The sequence below is a fragment of the Spongiactinospora sp. TRM90649 genome, from assembly GCF_029382225.1.
In the GTDB taxonomy this organism is placed as follows: Bacteria; Actinomycetota; Actinomycetes; order Streptosporangiales; family Streptosporangiaceae; genus Spongiactinospora.
This window is the reverse complement of sequence record NZ_JARLTC010000002.1, coordinates 477833-499028: the sequence shown is the minus strand read 5'-3', so window position 1 is coordinate 499028 and position 21196 is coordinate 477833. Positions and strand designations below refer to the sequence as shown.

Here is a 21196-nt window from a genome sequence, read left to right as displayed (position 1 = left end):
GCTGAGGGCTCCGTCAGAGAGGACTCTCAATGCCGAAGATCCTGGAGTTCGAGGAGGACGCGCGGCGCGCTCTTGAGCGTGGCGTGAACGCCCTCGCCGACGCGGTCAAGGTGACCCTTGGCCCCCGTGGCCGCAACGTCGTCATCGACAAGAAGTTCGGTGCGCCGACGATCACCAACGACGGTGTGACCATCGCTCGCGAAGTAGAGCTGGACAAGCCGTACGAGAACCTTGGCGCGCAGCTCGCCAAGGAGGTCGCCACCAAGACCAACGACATCGCGGGCGACGGCACCACCACCGCGACCGTGCTGGCCCAGGCGATGGTCCGTGAGGGCCTGCGCAACGTCGCCGCCGGCGCCCAGCCGATGTCGCTCAAGCGCGGCATCGACGCGGCGGCCCGCGCGATCAGCGAGAAGCTGCTCGAGTCGGCCCGCCCGGTCGAGGACAAGAAGGAGATCGCCGACGTCGCGACGATCTCCGCCCAGGACGCCAAGATCGGCGACCTGATCGCCGAGGCGTTCGACAAGGTGGGCAAGGACGGTGTCATCACCGTCGAAGAGTCCAACGCCATGGGCCTGGAGCTGGAGTTCACCGAGGGCCTCCAGTTCGACAAGGGCTACCTGTCGCACTACATGGTGACCGACCAGGACCGGATGGAGGCCGTCCTGGAGGACGCCTACGTCCTGCTCACCCAGGGCAAGATCGCCTCCGTGGCCGACTTCCTGCCGATCCTGGAGAAGGTCGCCCAGACCAAGCGGGCGCTGTTCGTGGTGGCCGAGGACGTCGAGGGCGAGGCCCTCGCCGTTCTGGTGACCAACAAGATCCGCGGCACCTTCACCTCGGTCGCGGTCAAGGCCCCGGGCTTCGGCGACCGCCGCAAGGCGATGCTGCAGGACATGGCCATCCTGACCGGTGGCCAGGTGGTCTCCGAGGAGGTCGGCCTGAAGCTGGAGCACGTCGGTCTCGACGTCCTCGGCACGGCCCGCCGCATCGTGGTCACCAAGGACACCGCCACCATCGTGGACGGCGCGGGCGAGGCCTCGGCCATCGAGGACCGCATCCGCGAGATCAAGCTGGGCATCGAGCAGAGCGACTCCGACTGGGACCGCGAGAAGCTCCAGGAGCGTCTCGCGAAGCTGGCCGGTGGCGTGTGCGTGCTGCGCGTGGGCGCGGCCACCGAGGTGGAGCTGAAGGAGAAGAAGCACCGCCTGGAGGACGCGATCTCCGCGACCCGCGCCGCCATCGAGGAGGGCATCGTCTCCGGCGGTGGCTCGGCCCTCATCCACGTCGGCAAGGACCTCGGCGACCTCGGCCTGACCGGTGACGAGGCCACGGGCGTCGCCATCGTCCGCAGGGCCCTCGTCGAGCCCGCCCGCTGGATCGCCGAGAACGCCGGTCAGGAGGGCTATGTCGTGACCTCCAAGGTCTCCGACCTGCCCGCCGGTCACGGCTACAACGCCGCTACCGGCGAGTACGGCGACCTGATCGCCCAGGGCGTCAACGACCCGGTGAAGGTCACCCGCTCGGCCGTCCAGAACGCCGCTTCCATCGCCGGCATGCTGCTGACGACCGAGGCGCTCGTCGTGGACAAGCCCGAGGAGGAGGCCCCGGGCGCCGCCGGCCAGGGTCACGGGCACGGCCACGGCCACTGAGCCCCGCTACGGCCTGTCCAGGCCCGTCCAGAGCGCGTCCAGGCGCGTCCAACGGGCCGCCCAGGAACCGTCGGTGCCACGGCCCGCGTCCCCGTCTCACGACGGGGCCGCGGGCCGTTCGCGTGTCGGGGTACGGCCCGTGGGTATGGTCCCCCGGCGGTGCGCCGACGGCCCTCCGCAGCCCTCCGACGGCCCTCCGGCGGCACGACTTTCGCGTCCATGTGATCTCTGAGACGGAAGTGTGGCGGATAGAGATCTGTTTCGTGGTAAACCTGTCTCGGGGCTAAAGCGTCGGCGAAGACACCCCCCAATAGGCGGCATATTGGCTAATGCTATGAAATATTTCGCGTCTATTAATCCGCACTGTCGCCATTCGATTACGGCCGGTCGCCGTCCCCTCAATGTGACCAATCCGTAGCCGTTCGCCATGAGGACAGGCCCGATCAGTACGGGCATCATGCCTAACGTGACCGAGGGAAGCGTCGCCGACGCCATAGGTGGGGTAAGGCTTGCGACGAGATCGGATGAGTCCGACCTCAGGGAACTGACGAGCCTGGCCGTTCAGGGGGATCGCAGTGCGATCGAATCTTTGCTCGGGCGTCTACGCCCGATGGTGGTGCGTTATTGCCGCGCACGACTCGGCCGGGTCGCCGGTCAGTATCACATTGCCGACGACGTGGCTCAAGAAGTGTGCATAGCGGTGCTGTCGGCGCTGCCGCGCTACCGGGACATGGGACGGCCGTTCGCGTCCTTCGTCTTCGGGATCGCGTCGCACAAGGTGGCTGACGCCCTGCGCAGTTCGGTGCGCTCGGCCGTCCCGACGCAGGACCTCCCGGACGGCCCGGACGACGGGCCAGGGCCGGAAGAGACCGTGGTCCGCTACATCGAGGCGGAGCACGCCCGGCGGCTGCTGTCCAAGCTGCCGGACAACCAGCGGGAGCTCATCATCCTTCGGGTGGTTTCGGGCCTGTCCGCGGAAGAGACCGGTAATGTACTCGGCATGTCACCAGGTGCGGTTCGGGTCGCCCAGCATAGGGCGCTGGCGCGACTGCGCGCGATGGCCGAGCTGGAGTCGATAGCTTGAAAGCTGTCGACCCCTTCTGTCAGGCCCGCTCGCTCAGGCCCGGCGGCGAGGAGTCGGGCGTCGTCTCCGACGACGCCCTCTGCCGGGCACTGGCCCGCAGGGAAGCGCTTCCCGACACGGGAGACCCGGCGGTCCGCCTGCTACGCGCGCTGATCGAGGACGTCGATCAGCGCCGCTCCTCCGTGTCGATCACGCCGTCCACGTAACCTCTGGCGTATTCCCAGCTCACGTAGTCGGTCGGATCGGGCTGGAAGGCGGGTTCGTGTACCTGCGGGCGACCGTTGTCGATCATCTGTCGCAGGTTGCCGCGGAGCAGGTCCCAGTCGAAGTAGTGCTGCTCACCGCATTCCGGGCAGTCGAGCACCAAGCCCAGCACGCCCTGTGGCTCCAGCAGCGAGCGGAACACCTCGACGTCGGCGAGGTCGGTGATCGCCTCGTCGCGTTCGGCCGGGGTGAGCGGTTCGCTCTCCGTGAGCCCGCCAAAGGCTCCGGCCGGATCTTCCGGATCGTCCGCGAACGGGTCGCGGGGGAGATCTTCCACGCATCCCACCTTGTCAATGACTATGGGGAAAGAGCCTATAGTCTGGGTCCCCGCCTGGCTCGGTGACTGACGCGCCTGATGAGACAGTGTTTGCCGTCATTCTTCACCCTCAGTGCCCGACCTCCTCCAACCACCCTCGCCTGGCCGCGCGCACCCCCGCGTGGAAGCGGGATCGTGCGCCCAGTTCGGCCATCGCGTCGGCGAAACGTGCCCGCACCGTGCGTACCGAAACCCCCAAATGCCGGGCGATCGACTCGTCGCACAATCCTTGTGCCGCCAGGCGCAGCACGCGCACCACGCCGTCGGCGGGTCTGGCGGCCCAGGGCATCGGCTCCGCCCGCGCCCACAGTTCGTCGAACAGCTCGCGCATCACGCCGACCACGATCGGCGCGCGCACGAAGTAGAACTTGTAGGCGTGTTCCGGCAGGTTGCCGCCCCACACGGCGGGCAGGCCCGCCGTGTCGTTCCCGGCGGTCAGGAACCAGCTCGGCACCTTGTCGAGGGCGCGGGTGGTGGCCCCGTTCTCGTCGAGCGCGCGCAGTTTGGCGGCCAGACCGGGGACGCTCAGCGAACTGGCCGGGATGATCGTCCGCAGGGAGAGACGGCCGTGCCGCTGGGCGTCGATCCAGGTGTCGGCGTATTTATGCGCGAAGTCCGCCATGGTGCGGTGGTCCGGGATCGCGCTGCACACCTGCAGCGGTGGCGCGTCCACCGCCATCCCCACCATGCTCTCGAACAGCTCTTCCGCGCCGTTGACCAGCTCCACCGGGAACGGCCCGCGCTGGTGGTCCTGCCCGGCGTCGTAGTCGCGCGCGAGGTCGCTGATCGAGCCCAGCGCGGAGTCGATCTGCCGGCTCTCGGCGGCCAGCCGGTCGAGCCGTTCGGCGATCAGGCGTCCGAGCGCCGCCGCCGGATGCCGGGCGAAGTACTCGCCCGACTGCCGGTCGACCACGCCCAGGCGTACCAGCGCGGCGAGCTGCTCGCCCAGCGGCTCCTCCGGATGGTTCATCGCCTCGGCCAGCTCGGCCAGCGAGGCACGGTGCAGCCGCAGGACCGCGGTGTACAGCGTGGTCTGGGCCGGGGTGAGTCCGAGGCTTCCGAGCGGGTCCGGTAGCGTTCGGGAGTCGTTGCGCATCGGCGGGGCTCCTGGGGGGACACGACGTGCCGTGAGGATAACCCGGCCACCGGGCCAAGTCCCGGGCTTGCGCTTACTTCCAGGACCAGAATGCAACTTTGTGCAATTGCACGTTGTCACGTTGCCACCTCCACACCGCGTGACGCACTCTTGACTCAGCGTCGGCATCGCCCGCGAACGGCGGCCCGCTAGCCGGAGACGGAGGGGGATTCGGCGGCGGACCTCCGGACCGGCCGGTGCCGGTGGCCGGGGGATCGGCCGGATCACCGACCCGTCCGATTCCCCGTCTTCTCGTCTCCGGCCACGCGCCCACGGGCCGCCGGACCGGGACCGGTCGTCGTCCGGCCCCGTTCCGGCCGTCGGTGGTGTTCGCCCTCGTGGGCCCGTGGCCGGACGGCGGTTCGTGGGGATCGTCGTCCGACCTCGGGTCCACGCGAGCGGCCCGCGCTCCGGCCCGCGCTCCGGCCCGCGCTCCGGGGCGCGCGAACCTCCGCCCGGACGCCGGGGCCGCATGTCAGCGCTCGCGGCGCCCATTAAACTGATCTGGTAGCACTCCACAAGGGCTTTTGCACAACCGAGAGCTTCTCCACGAAGGGCACGCGGCAGAGGGGTTTCAGCATGGCCAAGTTCACCGAGACCGGGCTGACGTTCGACGACGTCCTGCTCGTTCCGGCATATTCCGATCTGCAGCCAGGCGACGCCGACACCTCCACCAGGCTCTCCAGAAACCTGGTGCTGCGCATTCCCCTGGTCTCGGCGGCGATGGACACCGTGACCGAGGCCCGCATGGCCGTGGCGATGGCCCGTCAGGGCGGCATCGGCATCCTGCACCGGAACCTGTCCATCGAGGAGCAGGCCCAGCAGGTCGACCTGGTCAAGCGGTCCGAGGCCGGCATGGTCACCAACCCGGTCACCTGCGCCCCCGACGACACCCTGGCCGACGTCGAACGGCTGTGCGCCCGCTACCGCATCTCCGGCGTCCCGGTGACCGATCCCACAGGCGTGCTGGTCGGCATCGTGACCAACCGTGACATGCGCTTCGAGACCGACCAGAGCCGCCCCGTACGCGACGTGATGACCCCCATGCCGCTGGTGACCGCCCCCGTCGGGGTTTCCAGCGACGAGGCGTTCCGGCTGCTGCGCTCGCACAAGGTGGAGAAACTGCCGCTGGTCGACTCCGGCGGGCGGCTGCGCGGCCTGATCACCGTCAAGGACTTCACCAAGAGCGAGCAGTACCCCCTGGCCACCAAGGACGCCAACGGACGGCTGGTCGTCGGCGGCGCGGTGGGCGTGGCCGGCGACGCCGAGAAGCGGGCGATGGCGCTGGTCGAGGCGGGCGCCGACGTGATCATCGTGGACACCGCGCACGGCCACTCCCGTGGCGTGTGCGACATGCTCGCCAAGATCAAGTCCAACAGCAAGGCCGATGTGATCGGCGGCAACGTCGCCACCCGCGCGGGCGCGCAGGCGCTCGTCGACGCGGGGGCCGACGCCGTCAAGGTCGGCGTCGGGCCGGGCTCCATCTGCACCACCCGCGTGGTCGCGGGCGTGGGAGCCCCCCAGGTGACCGCCATCCACGAGGCGTCGCTGGCCGCCCACCCCGCCGGGATCCCGGTGATCGGCGACGGCGGGCTGCAGTACAGCGGCGACATCGCCAAGGCCCTCGCGGCCGGGGCCGACACCGTCATGCTGGGCAGCCTGCTGGCCGGCTGTGAGGAGTCGCCCGGCGATCTGATCTTCATCAACGGCAAGCAGTTCAAGACCTACCGGGGCATGGGCTCCCTGGGCGCGATGCGCAACCGCGAGCGCGGTGGCTCCTACAGCAAGGACCGCTACTCGCAGAGCGACGTCAGCAGCGAGGACAAGCTGATCCCCGAGGGCATCGAGGGCCAGGTCCCCTACCGGGGCCCGATCGGCGCGGTGGCCCACCAGCTCGTCGGCGGGCTGCGCCAGGCGATGTGGTACACCGGCTGCCGCACGGTGCCCGAGATGCACGAGAAGGGGCAGCTCATGCCCATCACCTCGGCGGGGCTTACCGAGAGCCACCCCCACGACATCCAGATGACCGTCGAGGCGCCGAACTACCACGGCCGCTAGTCGGTCCGGGCCGCGAGACCAGGAAGAGAAGAAGCACAGCATGACTCAGGTGGAGATCGGCCGGGGCAAGAGCGGCAGGCGCGGCTACGCGCTCGACGAGATCGGCATCGTGCCGTCCCGCCGTACGCGCGACCCGGAAGAGGTGTCGATCGCCTGGCAGATCGACGCCTACCGGTTCGAGCTGCCGGTCGTGGTCAGCCCGATGGACAGCGTCGTGTCGCCGAAGATCGCGATCGAGGTCGGCCGCCTGGGCGGGCTCGCCGTGCTCGACCTCGAAGGGCTCTGGACCCGTTACGACGACCCCGAGCCACTGCTCGCCGAGGTCGCCGAGCTGGAGGGCGAGGCGGCCACCCGGCGGCTGCAGGAGATCTACTCGGCCCCGATCAGCGACGAGCTGATCGGCCGGCGGATCGAGGAGATCCGCGCCGCGGGCGTCGTCACCGCCGCCCGGCTGTCGCCGCAGCGCACCGCCCAGCACCACAAGGCGGTGATCGACGCGGGTGCCGACATCTTCGTCATCCGCGGCACCACCGTCTCGGCCGAGCACGTCTCCGGCCAGGCCGAGCCGCTCAACCTCAAGCAGTTCATCTACGAACTCGACGTCCCGGTGATCGTCGGTGGCTGCGCCACCTACACCGCCGCGCTGCACCTGATGCGCACCGGCGCGGCCGGGGTGCTGGTCGGCTTCGGCGGCGGCGCGGGCCACACCACCCGCACGGTGCTCGGCGTGGCCGTCCCGATGGCCACCGCGATCTCCGACGTCGCCGCCGCCCGCCGCGACTACATGGACGAGTCCGGCGGCCGTTACGTCCACGTCATCGCCGACGGCAGCATGGGCACCTCGGGCGACATCGCCAAGGCGATCGCCTGCGGCGCCGACGCCGTGATGGTCGGCTCCCCCCTCGCCCGCGCCGCCGAGGCCCCCGGCCGCGGCCACCACTGGGGCTCCGAGGCCCACCACCCCGACCTCCCGCGCGGCCGGCGGGTCACCTTCGGCACGGTCGGCACCCTGGAGCAGATCCTGCACGGCCCCTCCACCGTCGCCGACGGCTCCATGAACCTGATGGGCGCCCTCCGCCGCACCATGGCCACCGCCGGCTTCTCCGACATCAAGGAATTCCAGCGAGTCGAGGTGGTCGTCGCCCCCAAGTAGGCGGGGGGCGGCTCAGCGCCCTGGTACGGGTGCCGGTCGAGGTCGATCCGACGAGGCTTTGGCCGTCGCGCGCCACCAGTGGCGGGAGGCCAGGGCGGCGAGGACGGCGCCGGCGGTGTTGAGCAGGACGTCGTCCACGGAGGAGACGCGGTCCAGGCGCAGCGCGTACTGCGCCGTCTCGACGGCGATCGAGCAGGTCGCCGCGAGGGCCAGGATTCGCGGCAGCGAGGCCAGGGCCGTGAAGCGCAGCGGGGCGAGGAGGCCGAGGGCCGCGAAGACCAGCAGGTTGCCGACGATCTGGCCCGTCGCGCGCAGCGGGCCCTCCGCGAGGATCTCGATCAGGTCCCGCAGCGGCACCAGGCTCACCCGGCCGGGGACGGTCCCGGCCTGGCCGCCCGGCAGCATGATGATCCACACCCACGGCACCGTCCCGTAGACGATGCCGACCTCAGCCAGCGACATCCGCCACGCCTCCGTGGTTCGCCGAGTCGTTTGCGCAGGGCGGAGACGGTGATGCGGACGGCGTTGGTGAAGGGATCGGCGTTCTGGTCCCACGCCCGCTCCAGCAGCTCCTCCGCGCTGATCACGCCGCCTTCGGCGGCGACGAGCACTTCCAGGACGGCGAACTGCTTGCGGGTGAGCGCGACGTAGCGTCCGTCGCGGAACACCTCCCGCCGGAAGGGGTCCAGCCGCAGCCCCGCGATCTCACGGACCGGCGGCCTGGCGTGTGCCCGCCTGCGGTCGAGCGCCCGCAGCCGCATGACCAGCTCCCGAAGGTCGAACGGCTTGGTGAGGTAGTCGTCGGCGCCGAGCTCGAACCCGGACGCCTTGTCGTCGATCCGGTCGGCGGCGGTGAGCATGAGGATCGGGATCCCGCTGCCGGAGGCGACGATCCGCAGGGCGATCTCGTCGCCGGAGGGGGCGGGGATGTCGCGGTCGAGGACGGCGAGGTCGTAGGAGTTGACGTTGAGCAACTCCAGGGCGGTCTCGCCGTCCCCGGCGATGTCGGCGGCGATCGCTTCCAGCCGGAGCCCGTCACGCACGGCCTCGGCGAGATAGGGCTCGTCCTCCACGATCAGCACGCGCATCCCTGCAGTTTAGGCACCCCGGGATATCGCCGACATATGCAACATGTCCTACTCGGCGTCCTGGCGGCTAGGTTCCGCACTGGTGCGTATGCGACGGATGTGGGTTAGGTTGGGCGGACAGATCGCGGGGGCCCGGCGAACCGGGCTGAGATAGCGGCTGAGACGGCCGCTGACCGCTGGAACCTGACCGGGTAATGCCGGCGTAGGGAGAGATCGAGGCCTCATGACCGACACTGCGATGACACGCGCCCGCAAGGTGTACCTGCACGGGACGCGACCGGACCTGCGGGTGCCGATGCGGGAGGTGCCGCTCAGCGATGGCGGCGCCATCGTGCTCTACGACACCTCCGGGCCGTACACCGACCCGGACCACGACGCCGACGTGCGGCGCGGCCTGCCCGCGCTGCGTACGGACTGGATCGCCGAGCGCGGCGACACCACCCCGTACACCGGCCGTGCCGTACGGCCCCAGGACGACGGGCGTCATTCGGGCGACCCGCTGCGCGACGCGGCGGCGTTCCCCGAGCGCTCGCCCCGACGGGCGAGCGGTCCGGGTGCGGTGACACAGCGGGCGTACGCGCGGCGCGGGGAGATCACCGCCGAGATGGAATTCGTGGCGCTCCGCGAGGGGGTGGATCCCGAGGTGGTCCGGGCCGAGGTGGCGGCGGGGCGGGCGGTGCTGCCCGCCAACGTCAACCATCCCGAACTCGAACCGATGATCATCGGCCGGAACTTCCTGGTGAAGGTGAACGCCAACATCGGCAACTCGGCGGTGGCGTCCTCGATCGAGGACGAGGTGGCCAAGATGACCTGGGCGATCCGCTGGGGTGCCGACACCGTCATGGACCTTTCGACCGGCAGGGACATTCACCCCACACGCGAGTGGATCCTGCGCAATTCCCCCGTACCGGTCGGAACGGTGCCGCTCTACCAGGCCGTGGAGAAGGTCGGCGGCGATCCGGCCGAGCTGACCTGGGAGGTCTTCCGAGACACGGTGATCGAGCAAGCCGAGCAGGGCGTGGACTACATGACGGTGCATGCGGGCGTACTGCTGGAGTACGTGCCGCTGACGGCCCGCCGCCGTACCGGGATCGTGTCGCGTGGTGGTTCGATCATGGCGGCGTGGTGCCTGGCGCATCACCAGGAGAACTTCCTGTACACCCACTTCCGGGAGCTGTGCGAGATCTTCGCCGCGTACGACGTGACCTGGTCGCTGGGCGACGGGTTGCGGCCCGGATCGATCTCCGACGCGAACGACGAGGCCCAGTTCGCCGAACTGCGCACCCAGGGCGAACTCACGCGGATCGCCGCCGAATATGACAACCAGGTGATGAACGAGGGCCCCGGGCACATCCCGATGCACAAGATCAAGGAGAACGTCGATCTGCAGCGGGAGTGGTGCGACGACGCGCCGTTCTACACGCTCGGGCCGCTGACCACCGACATCGCGCCGGGGTACGACCACATCACCTCGGCGATCGGCGCGGCGATGATCGGCTGGTACGGTACCGCGATGCTCTGCTACGTCACGCCCAAGGAGCACCTGGGGCTTCCGGACCGCGATGACGTCAAGGCGGGCGTGATCGCCTACAAGATCGCCGCGCACGCCGCGGACCTGGCCAAGGGGCATCCGGGCGCGCAGGCGTGGGACGACGCGCTGTCGGACGCGCGGTTCGACTTCCGCTGGGAGGACCAGTTCAACCTGTCCCTGGACCCGGACACCGCGCGGGCGTTCCACGACGCGACGTTGCCGGCCGCGCCCGCGAAGACCGCGCACTTCTGCTCGATGTGCGGCCCGCACTTCTGCTCAATGAAGATCACGCGGGATGTACGGGCGTACGCCGCGGGCCGCGGCCTGGACGACGAGCAGGCCCTGGCCGAGGGGCTGCGGGAGAAGGCCGCCGAGTTCAACGCCTCCGGCGGCCGTATCTATCTCCCGGTCTCCCCCACCGACCCCGCCTGACGGCTCAAGGCCGGGTCGCACCACGTCGGTGCGGCCCGGCCGCGCACTGACGTCCGGACAAGCCGCGTACCGCCTGGGCGCGCCGTGCCATGGCGCGCACGAGCCGGCGGGCGTTGTGGAAGTGAGGACGCGCCATGAGGGGATGCTCCAATCGCCTCGTGTGGTTCTTTGGCCCCGAGATGTCCCGCACCGGAAGGGGTCCTACTGTGCGCCGGGGGAAGTCAGGGGCGGTAGAGACCGCACGGACAGATCGGTGTCACCTTTCGCATCCGGGCAATGACCCGGAGTCTCAGAGAGCCGGGTGGCGGATCCGGTAGAGGAAGGCCTGCCATTCGGCGGGGGTGAAGGTGAGGACGGGGCCGGTGGGGTCTTTGCTGTCTCGTACGGCGATCCGGTCGGGGAGGTTGGTGGCTACTTCCACGCAGTTACCTCCGTTGTCGGAGGAACGGGTGCTCTTTCGCCAGATCGCTGTGTCGAGGCTCACTTGCAGTTCCATTTGTCTCGCCACCTCTTGATCACCTGTTGTGATTCTCCGGCGCGAAGCGCGTCTGCCCTAAGCTTGTCATACCTACGCAGAATGATGGACATTACCTCGGGGTCTGATGTCACATCTGCTGACGCTGCTGAATCTATGTAGCCGATGATCCGCTGATCGGTGAGTTCGGCGACGGCGAAGCTCCCGGCGAGGCCGGCGGTGGTCTCGGCATCGGCTGGTACTACTTGGATGTTCACTCTGGAGCGCTCGGAAAGCGTCAGCAGGTGGTCGAGTTGCGCGACCATAAGTTTCGGAGTGCCCACGCGGCGCTGTAGTGACCACTCGTCGAGCAGTATCCACAAGGTGGGCGGCTTCTCCCGGTCTAGCACCACCTGCCGGGCTATTCTCGTGCGGACATGGCCTTCGACCGCTTCCTCTTCGGCGATCCCACACGTGAACAGTGCTCGTGCGTAGTCCTCGGTTTGCAGCAGTCCGGGAATCAGGAGTAGGTCCCAGGATCGCAAGGTGTGGGCCTTCGGCTCGACCTCGTCGGCCCAGTGTGCGTACCACTGTGGGCCTGAGAACGAAGTATTCAACTTCTTCCATAGCTTGACGAAATGGTCATCCAGCCCAAACGCCTCATCGCACTTCTCGGCGAATCGGCGCTGTGGATTCCTGGTGCCGCGCTCGATGGCGCCGACCAGGGTGTAACAGCAGCCCAGGCGGCTGGCCAGTGCCCGTTGTGTCCATTCGCGGGCATCTCTATGCCTTCGTAGCTCTTCGCCAAATTGGGTCTTTGTAGGGCTATTCGCTTTCCTGGCCATAGGGGCCTCCTCGTGCTGCGCACAGAAAGTCACACCTGGTTACAACCGTTGGAGCCGTCTGGCGTCCTGTGTAAGGCGGTATTCAGGCCGATCGTGCCTCTGCTACGGCAAAGTATGAACCACGATCCCCGGCAATGCGCAAGGGTGGCACCAATTGATGGCCTCGCCGATCAGTGCATTTTCTGCTTTCCCCGCTATTCGCCACGATTCGCTGACCCTCGTGGCACTTCCCAATGCCGTATGGCTCGCGCGGGCGTACACGGCGGCCACTCTTCGCGGGTGGGGTTTCAGCGACGAGCAATTCGTGGACGATGCCCGGTTACTCGTGAGCGAGTTGGTTACGAACGCCGTCCAGGCACTCGGCATGCATGTCGTCATGCCGAAGGTCAGCACCCTACTCGCAGACGAGTCGCTGATTCGTCTCGTCCTGGAGGTGGTGCCCGGCGTGGACGCCCTTCTCATCGAGGTGTGGGACGCCGACCCCCGCGCCCCCGCGCGTCCCGGAAGGCCCGGCATCGATTCAGAGCACGGCCGCGGCCTCGCCATTGTGGACGGCCTGGCGGCGAGCTGGGGATATCGCTACCCGAAAGACGCCGCCCTGCCGTGGATCAAGGTGGTCTACGCCACCATTCGCTCTCCTCCGACGGGCGGCGCCAATCGGAGATGTCCGTGATCAGCCAACAGAGTCATACGAAGTCACCCACACCACTCCAACCGGAAAAGAGTAGTCCATGTCCGCAGACCTCTACGTAATTCCCATTGAGGGTATCGCCATGACCGCGCCGTGCGGTGGGAACAACAACGAGGACGGAGAAGGTGAGGCGTGCCTTATCATCGGACGGATTCCCGGCGAGCCGGACGCCTACCTCATCGGTGACTCCAAGAACAGCGACACCACACCCTTGAGATTCTTCGGGTCCGAGTTGCGGGCCTGGGGAATCGACACCACAAAGATCTGAACACGAGATCCGGCGTCCCCGCATTGCTTCGACCGCAGGGGCGCCGCTCACTGCCGGAGGCATAATGCGAGCGGTGGAGCACTTCCATGCCTATCGCTGGGTCGGCCAGCGGGTGATCCTCGACAAGGAGGACGGCATGCGGCGCACGCCGATAGATCTGACCGACTTTGCGGTGAAAAATTCACCATTTCCACCGTTCCGGATGTGTGACTACTTGCTGAAGGCCCCGGGGCAGATCTGCAAAACCACGGCGTCCGTGGAGGAAGCCGCCGATTGGCTGGCCGAACAGTTCGATGAACTGGCGCCTTCGATCGCCCATCCGGGACGTCTGGAGCCCGACCCTCGAACGTCTCTGCTGGAGGAAGCGGTCAAATACCTGAGTCACGCCGATAGCGTGTGCCGGGGGTATTGGCTGAACGGCGAGCGGTATGCCGTGCTCGCAGTCGTCCACTGTCCGGACTTTCACGTACCCGACTATCCATGTCCCGCGAGATAGCGGCGGGGTGGCCGGTATGTGCGATGTCCCGGGCCTGATGCTTCTCACTTGAAGGCGAGTGGACGGGGATCTCCGTTAGGCGAGTTACGTTGGCGGTAGTAACCACGTGCCGTGATGGAGGTTCCATGCGATCCCAAGATTCGCTGCCGAAGCGGGCGGTCGGGCGGTTCAACGCATTTGTCCTGGCGTTGCGTTCCTCCCCTCGATGGGGTGCGGTGATCAGGAGGTATCTCACGATCATCACCTACACGGGACGCCGCTCCGGAGGCACTTTCAGCACGCCCGTCGGCTTCCAGCGCAGGGGCGACATCGTGAGAATCCGCGTCATGTTCCCCGACATCAAGAAGTGGTGGCGCAACTTCCTGGGCGAGGGGGGTCCGATATCCCTGGAGTTGGACGGCGTCGACCGGGCCGGGCACGCGATCGCCACACGTGACGAAGCGGGCCGTGTCACCGTCACCGTCCGCTTGGCGGATGGCGAAGCCGGCTCGCCAGGAGTCCCGGCAGGTGAGTGACCTGGTGACTCCCGTCAGCCGAGCCGTTGGATCGTAGAGCCGGTGGCGGTTCGCCGGCGGGATCGCGGTGCCGTTCGCGGTGGCGGGCGGAAAACGGATAGCAAGCGGACTTGTCTTTGGTCATCCGCCGGGTGGACTCTGTCCACGCATCGAGGAGGCCGTATGGCGCGAGCGGGTATGCGCGCATTACCGGCATGTGACAGCGGAAACGAACAAAGGTGAAAGATGAACAAGCGAAAGACTTTGCTCGCAGGTTCGATCGCGGCGGCCTGCGCGGTCACCGCACTGGTCACTGCAGCGCCGGCGCAGGCGAAGGTGGCCGCCTGGGACTTCTGCGACCCCGGCCGGGTATGTGTGTACCAGCACTTCGAAGGCAACGGGCTGGTGTGGGAGGGAGGCACCGAGAAGGCCAGTCTCGGTGCTGGGAACGATAGGGCGTCTTCCCTGTGGAACCGCAGCGACAAATCCATCTGCTTCTACATTGACCAAAACTATGGTGGGGTACGGATTAAGATCGCTGCGGGTGGGTGGCTGGACCGCATCGGTTACCTCAACGACCAGATCAGCTCATGGAGGCAGTGCTGATTCGATGGCCGGGCTTGCAGGAGAGACGCCGACCGGCGGCGAGGTCAGCTCCCCAAGTCAGCTCCCCAGGATTTCCAGCAGGTGAGTGACTTCGCGGGCGACCGCGTCGCGGCCTGTGGCCAGGTATTTGCGGGAGTCGACCACCGTGGGGTGGGCGTCCAGGTGGTGGCGGATCGCGGTGGTGAAGGCCTTGTTCAGGTGGGTCGCGATGTTGATCTTCTGCATGCCGTGGTGAACGGCCTCGCGCAGGGTCTCGTCGGGTACGCCGGAGGAGCCGTGCAGGACGAGTGGGACCGGGACGACCTCTCGCAGGCGGGCGATCAGGGCGAGGTCGAGGACGGCGTCCTTGGTGGTCATCGCGTGGGAGGTGCCGACGGCGACGGCTAGAGCGTCGATGCCGGTGGCGGTGACGTAGCGGGCGGCCTCGGAGGGGTCGGTACGGACACCGGGGGCGTGGACGCCGTCTTTACCGCCGACCTCGCCGAGTTCGGCCTCTACCCAGACGCCGCGCTCGTGGCACCAGGCGGCCACCGAGGCGGTCTGCGCCACGTTCTCGTCGTCGGGGAGCGCGGAGGCGTCGAACATCACCGAGCCGATGCCGAGGGCGACGGCCTCTTCGACGAGCGCGCGGTCGGTGGCGTGGTCGAGGTGGACGGCGGCCGGTACGGCGGCGGCCCGCGCCACGGCGAGGGAGGCGAGGGCGATCGGGGCCAGGGCCCCGTGGTAGCGGACGCAGTTCTCGCTGATCTGGAGCACGACCGGGGCTCCGGCGGCTTCGGCCCCGGCCACGATGGCCTCGGCGTGTTCGAGCTGGATCACATTGAACGCGCCGACCCCGCCCGACGCTGCGCGGACGATCTCACCGGTGCTTACCAGGGGCAACGTGCTGCTCCGTTCCAGGGGCGGGCCACGCGTACGGGTGCGGGGCCCGGGGTGGTGCGGCGTTGATGGGGGCGGGGCTGAGGGAGTGGGGCTAGTGAGGGGTGATTTGGATTTGGTCGCGGATCGACTCGAATACCTGGTGGTCGATGTCACCGGCCACGTGGGTGGCGACGGCGGCGGCGCCGAGGGCGGCGGCTGTGCGGAGGCGGGTGGGCCAGGGGGTTCCCTGGACCAGGCCGAGTGCGAGGCCGGCGACTGACGCGTCGCCCGCGCCGGTGGGGTTGCCCGCCACCGGGTACGGCATGCGGGCCGTCCACTCGCCGTCCGGCGTGACCGCGACCAGGCCGTCGGCGCCCCGGGAGACCACGACGGCTCCGGCTCCCGCCGTTCGCAGCGCTCGCGCGCCCGCCACGGCGTCCATGGTGCCGACTGCGCGGGTGAGTTCTTCGGCGTTGGGCTTGAGGATGGCCGGGCGTCCGCCGGGGGCGTGGCGGAGCGGCTCGCCGTCGGCGTCCACGATGGTGGGGACGCCCGCTTCCCCCGCACGGCTGCACAGGGACGCGTAGAAGTCGGCGGACAGTCCGGGCGGGAGGCTGCCGGAGATCACGACCGCCTCCGCCCCCGTGCGGAGGAGGCGATCGTAACGTTCCAGGAATGCGGTGACCTCGGTGGCGTCCACCGCCGGGCCCGATTCGTTGAACAGGGCCGTCCCCGTCGAGGAGGTGACGGCGAGGGTGGTGCGCGAGGCGGCGTGGACGGGGGAGAAGGAGTGGGGGAGCCCGGCGGCCGTCAGGTCGGCCTCGATGAGGGCGCCGGTGGGGCCGCCGGTCAGGCCGGTGAGGAGCACGGGGTGCCCGAGGGCGGCGAGGACCCTGGCGACGTTGACGCCCTTGCCCCCCGCCCTGCGGTGCACGGCCCCGACGCGGTTGACGCCGTTCCAGTCCGCGCCCTCGACCTCGTAGGTGACGTCGAGGGCGGCGTTCAGCGTGACGGTGAGGATCGTCATACGGAGGGTGGTTCCATGATCCATGTGCCGTGTCTCATCACGGCCTCCACCTTCAGGTCGTCGGAGAGCACAACAAGGTCGGCGTCCTTGCCGACCTCGATGGAGCCGGCGCGCGACTCCAGGCCGAGCACGCGGGCCGGGGTGAGCGCGGTGACCCGCGCGGCCTCGACGAGCGACAGCCCGGCCAGGTGGACGGCGCGCTCGAACGCGACGTCCATGGTGAGGGTGCTGCCCGCGATGGAGCCGCCCTCGACGAGCCGGGCCGCGCCGTCCTCGACGCGCACCCGCATGCTGCCCAGTTCGTAGACGCCGTCGCCGATGCCGGTGGCCGCCATCGCGTCGGTGACCAGCGCGGTGCGGTCGGCGCCCGCCACCTGGAAGGCCAGTTTGACCATGGCGGGATGCGAGTGCACGCCGTCGTTGATCAGCTCGACGGTGACCCGGTCGTCCTGGAGCAGCGCGGCGATCGGCCCTGGCGCCCGGTGGTGCAGGGACGGCATGGCGTTGTAGAGGTGGGTGGCGACGGTGCCCCCCGCCTCGATGCCCGCGATGGTCTGCTCGTAGGAGGCGTCGCTGTGCCCGAGGGCGGCGATCACCCCGGCGTCCACGGCGTCGCGGATCACGTCGAGCGCGCCCGGCAGCTCCGGCGCGATGGTGAGCATCCGCACGTGCCCGCGCCCGGCCTTGACCAGTGCGGCGAACTCGCCCCGGTCGGGGGCGCGCAGCCGGTCGGGGTCGTGCGCGCCGCACCTGGCCGCCGAGATGTAGGGGCCTTCGAAGTGGATTCCGGCGAGCAGGCCGTCCTCGCACAGGTCGGCGAGCGCGGAGGCCGCCGCCGCCAGGCTGTCCAGCCCGCCGCTGACCAGGCTGGCCATCGTGGTGGTGGTGCCGTGCTGGGCGTGGAACTCGGCCGCGCGGCGCGCCCCTTCGGGGTCGCCCTCCGGGAAGGACCCGCCGGCGCCGCCATGGTTGTGGATGTCGATGAAGCCCGGCACGACGTGACGGCCGCCGAGGCCGCGCCCGCTGCCGGGGGCGGCTCCCTGGCCCACGTGGGTGATCCGGCCGTCTTCGATGGTCAGCCAGCCGTGGTGCACTCCGCTGGGGGTCACGAGGCGGGCGTCGGCGAGTGTGATGCTCATGAGGAAAGGATCACAGATCGGGTGAGGTGGAGGGGGTGGTCGGGGTCCAGTCCGCGGGCATGGGCGCGGGCGACGGCCGTGCGCTGGACTCGTACCAGCTCGGCCAGCGGATCGGCGGGGGTTGAGACGAAGTCCCCGCCGGTGCGCTCGACCTCGGCGGCGAGGCCGTGGGGGGCCTGCCCGAGCATCCAGGTGATCCGTCCGGGGCCCGCGATGCTGATCGGGCCGTGCCGGTATTCCATGGCCGGGTACGCCTCGGTCCACGAGCGGGCGGCCTCGCGCATCTTCAGCGCGGCCTCCTCGGCGAGCCCGAAGGTCCAGCCGCGGCCGAGGAAGGTGAACTGCTCCGCGTCGACCGCCCCGGACGGCAGCGGCTCGGCCAGGGCCCGCTCGGCGTCGTGGATCGCGCCGCCGAGGTCTTCGCCCAGGTGGGCGCGCAGCAGCGTGAGCTGGGTGGTGGCGAAGCGGGTCTGCACCACGGAGGTCTCGTCGGCGTAGTCGAGGACGACGACGTGGTCGGCGAGGCCGGTGACCGGCGAGCCGGGGACGGCGGTGATCACGGAGGTCGCGGGCCCGCCGCTCGCCGCGCGGATCTCCCGGAGCAGCGTCAGGACCTCGGTCGTCGTGCCGGATCGGGTGAGCGCGAGCACGCGGTCGTAGGCCCGCCCGGCGGGGGTCTCGGAGGCGGCGAACGCGTCGGTCTCGCCCTGTCCGGCGCTCTCGCGTAGCGCCGCGTACGCCTTGGCGATGAACCAGGAGGTGCCGCAGCCCACCACGGCGACCCGCTCGCCCAGGGCGGGCAGCGCGGACGCGGGGATCCCGGGGAGCGTGGACACGGCCCGGCGCCAGAGGTCGGGCTGGGAGGCGATCTCGGCCTCGGTGTGCGTGCTCATGAGCGGGCCTCTCCGAATACGTCGTTTTATGCTCTATATATAGCAGAAACGAGCAATATTGTGCATCGGTGGTTAGATGACTGTGGCGGTGTGCCAGGCTTTGGTGATCAGAGCCGAGAGGGAGGTCACAGGTGGCTCGCTACGAACGCTGGAACGCGATTCTGGAACTCCTCGCGCAGGAGGGACGCTTGAGCGTGGAGGAGGCGGCGGCCTCGCTCGACGTGTCCACCGCCACCATCCGGCGCGACTTCGACCAGCTCGCGCAGCAGCAGATGCTCATGCGGACCAGAGGCGGAGCCGTCGCGCAGAGCGTCAGCTACGATCTCCCGCTGCGGTACAAGACCGCCAGGCACGCCGGGGAGAAGCACCGCATCGCGGAGAAGGCGGCCGAGCTGGTGACGCCGGGGGCCATCGTCGGCATGAACGGCGGCACCACCACGTCGGAGCTGGCCAGGTCGCTGGCCACGCGCGCCGACCTGAACGCCGACCCCGCACCGCAGATCACCATCGTCACCAACGCGCTGAACATCGCCAACGAGCTGACCGTCCGCCAGCACATCAAGATCGTGCTCACCGGCGGGGTCGCCCGGCCGCAGTCCTACGAGCTGATCGGCCCGCTGGCGGCCGGCGTGCTTGAACAGGTCGCCCTGGACATCGCCTTCATCGGGGTCAACGCGATCAGCGTGGAGTCCGGCGCCAGCGCCCACCACGAGGGCGAGGCGAGCGTCAACCACCTGCTGATGAGCAGGGCGGCGAAGGTCGTCGTGGTGGCCGACTCCTCCAAGGTCGGGACCCGGGCGTTCGCCCGGATCTGCCCGATCGAGGAGGTCAACGTGCTGGTCACCGACGCGAACGCCGACAAGGCGGCCGTCGCGGCCTTCACCGAGGCCGGAGTGCAGGTCATCAGGGCGTGAGGGTAGAAAGAGGTTGAGGGCCGGTGGCGGCTCAGGGGGGAGCGGAATGAAGTCGCGGATGGGCACGACCAGACTCGGCCCGGCCGAGCGATCGGCCGCCCTTGCGGACATGGCGGAGCAGGAACTCGACCTCGTCGTGGTCGGCGGCGGCGTGGTGGGCGCGGGCGTCGCCCTCGACGCCGCGACGCGCGGGCTCAACGTCGGCCTGCTGGAGGCGCGCGACTTCGCCTCCGGCACCTCGTCGCGTTCCTCCAAACTCATCCACGGCGGACTGCGCTATCTGGAACAGCTCAACTTCGACCTGGTCAGAGAGGCGCTCCAGGAGCGCGCCCTGCTGATGCAGCGGGTGGCCCCGCACCTGGTGCGGCCGGTGCCGTTCCTGATGCCGCTCACCCACTACGCGTGGGAACGCCCCTACGTCGGCGCGGGCCTGGCCCTCTACGACAGCCTCGGCTTCTCCTTCGGCTTCACCCGGGGCGTGCCCGGCCACCGTCACCTGTCGCGCAAGCGCGCGCTGCGGCTGGCCCCGGCGCTGCGCAGGGCCTCCTTCACCGGGGCCGTGCAGTACTGGGACGCCCAGGTGGACGACGCCCGTTACGTGATGACCATGCTCCGCACCGCCGCCTCCTACGGCGCGCACGTCGCCTCCCGCGCCCAGGTCGTGGGCTTCCTGCGGGAGGGCGAGCGGGTCACCGGCGTGCGCGTGCGCGACCTGGAGGGCGGCACCGAACTCGACGTCCACGCGCGCCAGGTGGTCAACGCCACCGGCGTCTGGACCGACGACATCCAGGGGCTGGTCGGCGGGCGCGGGCAGATCCACGTCCGGGCGTCCAAGGGCGTGCACCTGGTGGTGCCGCGCGACCGCATCCACTGCCACACCGGGATCATCCTGCGCACCGAGAAGTCCGTGCTGTTCGTGATCCCGTGGGGACGCCACTGGATCATCGGCACAACCGACACCGTGTGGTCGCTGGACAAGGCCCACCCGGCCGCCTCGCGGTCCGACATCGACTACGTGCTCGACCACGTCAACGCGGTCCTTTCGGTGCCGCTCACCCGCGACGACGTCGAGGGCGTCTACGCCGGGCTGCGCCCGCTGCTCGCCGGGGAGTCCGACGAGACCTCCAAGCTGTCGCGCGAGCACGTGGTGGCGCATCCGGTGCCCGGCCTGGTGATGATCGCGGGCGGCAAGTACACGACCTACCGGGTGATGGCGCGGGATGCGGTCGACGCCGTCGTCCACGGCCTCGACCAGCGGGTCCCGCCGTCGTGCACCGACCGGGTGCCGCTGGCGGGGGCGGAGGGCTACCAGGCGCTGTGGAACTCCCGGCACCGGCTGGCCCGCTCCTCCGGCCTGCACGTGGCGCGCATCGAGCACCTGCTTCAGCGGTACGGCTCGATGACCGAGGAGGTGCTGGCGCTGATCGAGGAGGACCCCTCGCTGGCCGGGCCGCTCGCGGGGGCCGACGACTACCTGCGGGCGGAGATCGTCTACGCGGCCACGCACGAGGGGGCGAGGCACCTGGACGACGTGCTGGCCCGCCGTACGCACATCTCCATCGAGACCTTCCACCGGGGGCTGGCCGTGGCCGAGGAGGCCGCCGAACTGGTCGCCGGGCCGCTGGGCTGGGACGACGACCAGATCGGGCGCGAGGTGGAGTACTACACCAAGCGGGTCGAGGCCGAACGGGCCTCCCAGGAGGAGGACACCGACCACGAGGCCGACGCCATCCGCCTGGGAGCGCCCGAGATCGTCCCGGTGGCCGCCCCGGAGCACTGGGGCTAGCCGGTCGAC

At 69.4% G+C, this 21196-nt stretch carries 22 protein-coding genes, 1 pseudogene and 1 riboswitch; of the genes and pseudogenes, 13 read left to right on the top strand and 10 right to left on the bottom strand.

The features are described from left to right. The first annotated feature begins 29 nt into the window (after positions 1-29). The 3 genes from groL (at position 30) to P3X83_RS02340 (ending at position 2942) form a co-directional block, all read left to right on the top strand. The gene (gene groL / locus P3X83_RS02350) at positions 30-1652 is read left to right on the top strand and encodes a chaperonin GroEL (protein WP_277302792.1); all 1623 of its coding nucleotides are present in this window, start codon (positions 30-32) and stop codon (positions 1650-1652) included. A 457-nt stretch (positions 1653-2109) separates the two neighbouring features. Beyond that, positions 2110-2736 (top strand): sigma-70 family RNA polymerase sigma factor, encoded by a 627-nt coding sequence (locus P3X83_RS02345; RefSeq protein WP_277302791.1) that lies wholly within the window; start codon positions 2110-2112, stop codon positions 2734-2736. Continuing rightward, positions 2733-2942, top strand: coding sequence for a hypothetical protein (locus P3X83_RS02340; RefSeq protein WP_277302790.1), 210 nt, complete (start codon positions 2733-2735; stop codon positions 2940-2942). The genes P3X83_RS02345 and P3X83_RS02340 overlap by 4 nt, the downstream gene beginning before the upstream one ends. Here P3X83_RS02340 and P3X83_RS02335 read toward each other — a convergent pair. Continuing rightward, complete coding sequence (locus tag P3X83_RS02335; protein ID WP_277302789.1) at positions 2903-3277, bottom strand: DUF5319 domain-containing protein; 375 nt, start codon at positions 3275-3277, stop codon at positions 2903-2905. The two genes, P3X83_RS02340 and P3X83_RS02335, sit on opposite strands and share 40 nt — an antisense overlap. Positions 3278-3386: 109 nt before the next feature. Further along, complete coding sequence (locus P3X83_RS02330; protein WP_277302788.1) at positions 3387-4412, bottom strand: LuxR family transcriptional regulator; 1026 nt, start codon at positions 4410-4412, stop codon at positions 3387-3389. 618 nt (positions 4413-5030) lie between these two features. On the opposite strand from P3X83_RS02330, the gene guaB reads away from it, so the two are divergent. Next, positions 5031-6509, top strand: coding sequence for an IMP dehydrogenase (gene guaB / locus P3X83_RS02325; RefSeq protein WP_277302787.1), 1479 nt, complete (start codon positions 5031-5033; stop codon positions 6507-6509). Between the two features lie 40 nt (positions 6510-6549). Then, positions 6550-7662 carry a GuaB3 family IMP dehydrogenase-related protein gene (locus P3X83_RS02320; RefSeq protein WP_277302786.1) on the top strand — a complete coding sequence of 371 codons (1113 nt, stop codon included), beginning with the start codon at positions 6550-6552 and terminating at the stop codon, positions 7660-7662. 12 nt (positions 7663-7674) lie between these two features. On the opposite strand, the pseudogene P3X83_RS02315 reads toward P3X83_RS02320, so the two are convergent. Then, positions 7675-8133, bottom strand: a pseudogene (locus P3X83_RS02315) (VanZ family protein); the annotation flags it as partial. Next, entirely contained in the window at positions 8025-8750 is a 726-nt protein-coding gene (locus P3X83_RS02310) for a response regulator transcription factor (RefSeq protein ID WP_277302785.1), read from the bottom strand. The pseudogene P3X83_RS02315 and the gene P3X83_RS02310, both read right to left, overlap by 109 nt. 114 nt (positions 8751-8864) lie before the next feature. Then, a riboswitch (TPP riboswitch) is annotated at positions 8865-8976 on the top strand. On the opposite strand from P3X83_RS02310, the gene thiC reads away from it, so the two are divergent. After that, positions 8974-10713, top strand: coding sequence for a phosphomethylpyrimidine synthase ThiC (gene thiC, locus P3X83_RS02305; RefSeq protein ID WP_277302784.1), 1740 nt, complete (start codon positions 8974-8976; stop codon positions 10711-10713). It overlaps the preceding riboswitch by 3 nt. Before the next feature lie 289 nt (positions 10714-11002). On the opposite strand, the gene P3X83_RS02300 is transcribed toward thiC, so the two are convergent. After that, on the bottom strand, positions 11003-11197 hold the full coding sequence (locus P3X83_RS02300) for a DUF397 domain-containing protein (RefSeq protein WP_277302783.1): 195 nt from the start codon (positions 11195-11197) through the stop codon (positions 11003-11005). After that, positions 11194-12012 (bottom strand): helix-turn-helix transcriptional regulator, encoded by an 819-nt coding sequence (locus P3X83_RS02295; protein ID WP_277302782.1) that lies wholly within the window; start codon positions 12010-12012, stop codon positions 11194-11196. Before P3X83_RS02295 ends, P3X83_RS02300 begins: the two co-directional genes overlap by 4 nt. Positions 12013-12169: 157 nt before the next feature. Here P3X83_RS02295 and P3X83_RS02290 point away from each other — a divergent pair, with 157 nt between their 5' ends. The 5 genes from P3X83_RS02290 (at position 12170) to P3X83_RS02270 (ending at position 14567) form a co-directional block, all read left to right on the top strand. After that, positions 12170-12685 carry an ATP-binding protein gene (locus P3X83_RS02290; protein ID WP_277302781.1) on the top strand — a complete coding sequence of 172 codons (516 nt, stop codon included), beginning with the start codon at positions 12170-12172 and terminating at the stop codon, positions 12683-12685. Positions 12686-12743: 58 nt separating this feature from the next. Further along, a complete protein-coding gene (locus P3X83_RS02285; RefSeq protein ID WP_277302780.1) occupies positions 12744-12971 on the top strand; it encodes a hypothetical protein in 228 nt (75 codons plus the stop codon). A 73-nt stretch (positions 12972-13044) separates the two neighbouring features. Further along, on the top strand, positions 13045-13467 hold the full coding sequence (locus P3X83_RS02280) for a hypothetical protein (RefSeq protein WP_277302779.1): 423 nt from the start codon (positions 13045-13047) through the stop codon (positions 13465-13467). 125 nt (positions 13468-13592) lie between these two features. Next, positions 13593-13982: a hypothetical protein gene (locus P3X83_RS02275; RefSeq protein ID WP_277302778.1), complete on the top strand. Its 390-nt coding sequence runs from the start codon at positions 13593-13595 to the stop codon at positions 13980-13982. 225 nt (positions 13983-14207) lie between these two features. Further along, positions 14208-14567 (top strand): peptidase inhibitor family I36 protein, encoded by a 360-nt coding sequence (locus tag P3X83_RS02270; RefSeq protein WP_277302777.1) that lies wholly within the window; start codon positions 14208-14210, stop codon positions 14565-14567. A 57-nt stretch (positions 14568-14624) separates the two neighbouring features. On the opposite strand, the gene P3X83_RS02265 is transcribed toward P3X83_RS02270, so the two are convergent. The 4 genes from P3X83_RS02265 to P3X83_RS02250 all read right to left on the bottom strand — a co-directional run bounded on the left by P3X83_RS02265 (position 14625) and on the right by P3X83_RS02250 (position 18487). Further along, positions 14625-15449 carry a class II fructose-bisphosphate aldolase gene (locus P3X83_RS02265; RefSeq protein WP_277302776.1) on the bottom strand — a complete coding sequence of 275 codons (825 nt, stop codon included), beginning with the start codon at positions 15447-15449 and terminating at the stop codon, positions 14625-14627. Between the two features lie 91 nt (positions 15450-15540). Next, positions 15541-16455: a 1-phosphofructokinase family hexose kinase gene (locus P3X83_RS02260; protein WP_277302775.1), complete on the bottom strand. Its 915-nt coding sequence runs from the start codon at positions 16453-16455 to the stop codon at positions 15541-15543. Next, the gene (gene nagA / locus P3X83_RS02255) at positions 16452-17594 is read right to left on the bottom strand and encodes an N-acetylglucosamine-6-phosphate deacetylase (RefSeq protein WP_277302774.1); all 1143 of its coding nucleotides are present in this window, start codon (positions 17592-17594) and stop codon (positions 16452-16454) included. Before nagA ends, P3X83_RS02260 begins: the two co-directional genes overlap by 4 nt. Next, entirely contained in the window at positions 17591-18487 is an 897-nt protein-coding gene (locus tag P3X83_RS02250) for an SIS domain-containing protein (protein WP_277302773.1), read from the bottom strand. The genes nagA and P3X83_RS02250 overlap by 4 nt, the downstream gene beginning before the upstream one ends. Before the next feature lie 131 nt (positions 18488-18618). Here P3X83_RS02250 and P3X83_RS02245 point away from each other — a divergent pair, with 131 nt between their 5' ends. Beyond that, complete coding sequence (locus P3X83_RS02245; RefSeq protein WP_277302772.1) at positions 18619-19401, top strand: DeoR/GlpR family DNA-binding transcription regulator; 783 nt, start codon at positions 18619-18621, stop codon at positions 19399-19401. Between the two features lie 58 nt (positions 19402-19459). Next, positions 19460-21187, top strand: a complete 1728-nt coding sequence (locus P3X83_RS02240) for a glycerol-3-phosphate dehydrogenase/oxidase (RefSeq protein ID WP_277302771.1) — start codon at positions 19460-19462, stop codon at positions 21185-21187. Positions 21188-21196: the final 9 nt, after the last annotated feature.

Excerpts from the sequence above, each read along its gene's own strand:
- P3X83_RS02240 (WP_277302771.1), top strand. The coding sequence starts at position 19,460 with ATGGGCACGACCAGACTCGGCCCGGCCGAGCGATCGGCCGCCCTTGCG.
- P3X83_RS02270 (WP_277302777.1), top strand. The coding sequence starts at position 14,208 with ATGAACAAGCGAAAGACTTTGCTCGCAGGTTCGATCGCGGCGGCCTGC.
- P3X83_RS02275 (WP_277302778.1), top strand. The coding sequence starts at position 13,593 with ATGCGATCCCAAGATTCGCTGCCGAAGCGGGCGGTCGGGCGGTTCAAC.
- P3X83_RS02260 (WP_277302775.1), bottom strand. The coding sequence starts at position 16,455 with ATGACGATCCTCACCGTCACGCTGAACGCCGCCCTCGACGTCACCTAC.
- P3X83_RS02285 (WP_277302780.1), top strand. The coding sequence starts at position 12,744 with ATGTCCGCAGACCTCTACGTAATTCCCATTGAGGGTATCGCCATGACC.
- groL (WP_277302792.1), top strand. The coding sequence starts at position 30 with ATGCCGAAGATCCTGGAGTTCGAGGAGGACGCGCGGCGCGCTCTTGAG.
- P3X83_RS02250 (WP_277302773.1), bottom strand. The coding sequence starts at position 18,487 with ATGAGCACGCACACCGAGGCCGAGATCGCCTCCCAGCCCGACCTCTGG.
- nagA (WP_277302774.1), bottom strand. The coding sequence starts at position 17,594 with ATGAGCATCACACTCGCCGACGCCCGCCTCGTGACCCCCAGCGGAGTG.
- P3X83_RS02290 (WP_277302781.1), top strand. The coding sequence starts at position 12,170 with ATGGCCTCGCCGATCAGTGCATTTTCTGCTTTCCCCGCTATTCGCCAC.
- P3X83_RS02295 (WP_277302782.1), bottom strand. The coding sequence starts at position 12,012 with ATGGCCAGGAAAGCGAATAGCCCTACAAAGACCCAATTTGGCGAAGAG.
- P3X83_RS02320 (WP_277302786.1), top strand. The coding sequence starts at position 6,550 with ATGACTCAGGTGGAGATCGGCCGGGGCAAGAGCGGCAGGCGCGGCTAC.
- guaB (WP_277302787.1), top strand. The coding sequence starts at position 5,031 with ATGGCCAAGTTCACCGAGACCGGGCTGACGTTCGACGACGTCCTGCTC.
- thiC (WP_277302784.1), top strand. The coding sequence starts at position 8,974 with ATGACCGACACTGCGATGACACGCGCCCGCAAGGTGTACCTGCACGGG.
- P3X83_RS02310 (WP_277302785.1), bottom strand. The coding sequence starts at position 8,750 with ATGCGCGTGCTGATCGTGGAGGACGAGCCCTATCTCGCCGAGGCCGTG.
- P3X83_RS02345 (WP_277302791.1), top strand. The coding sequence starts at position 2,110 with ATGCCTAACGTGACCGAGGGAAGCGTCGCCGACGCCATAGGTGGGGTA.
- P3X83_RS02330 (WP_277302788.1), bottom strand. The coding sequence starts at position 4,412 with ATGCGCAACGACTCCCGAACGCTACCGGACCCGCTCGGAAGCCTCGGA.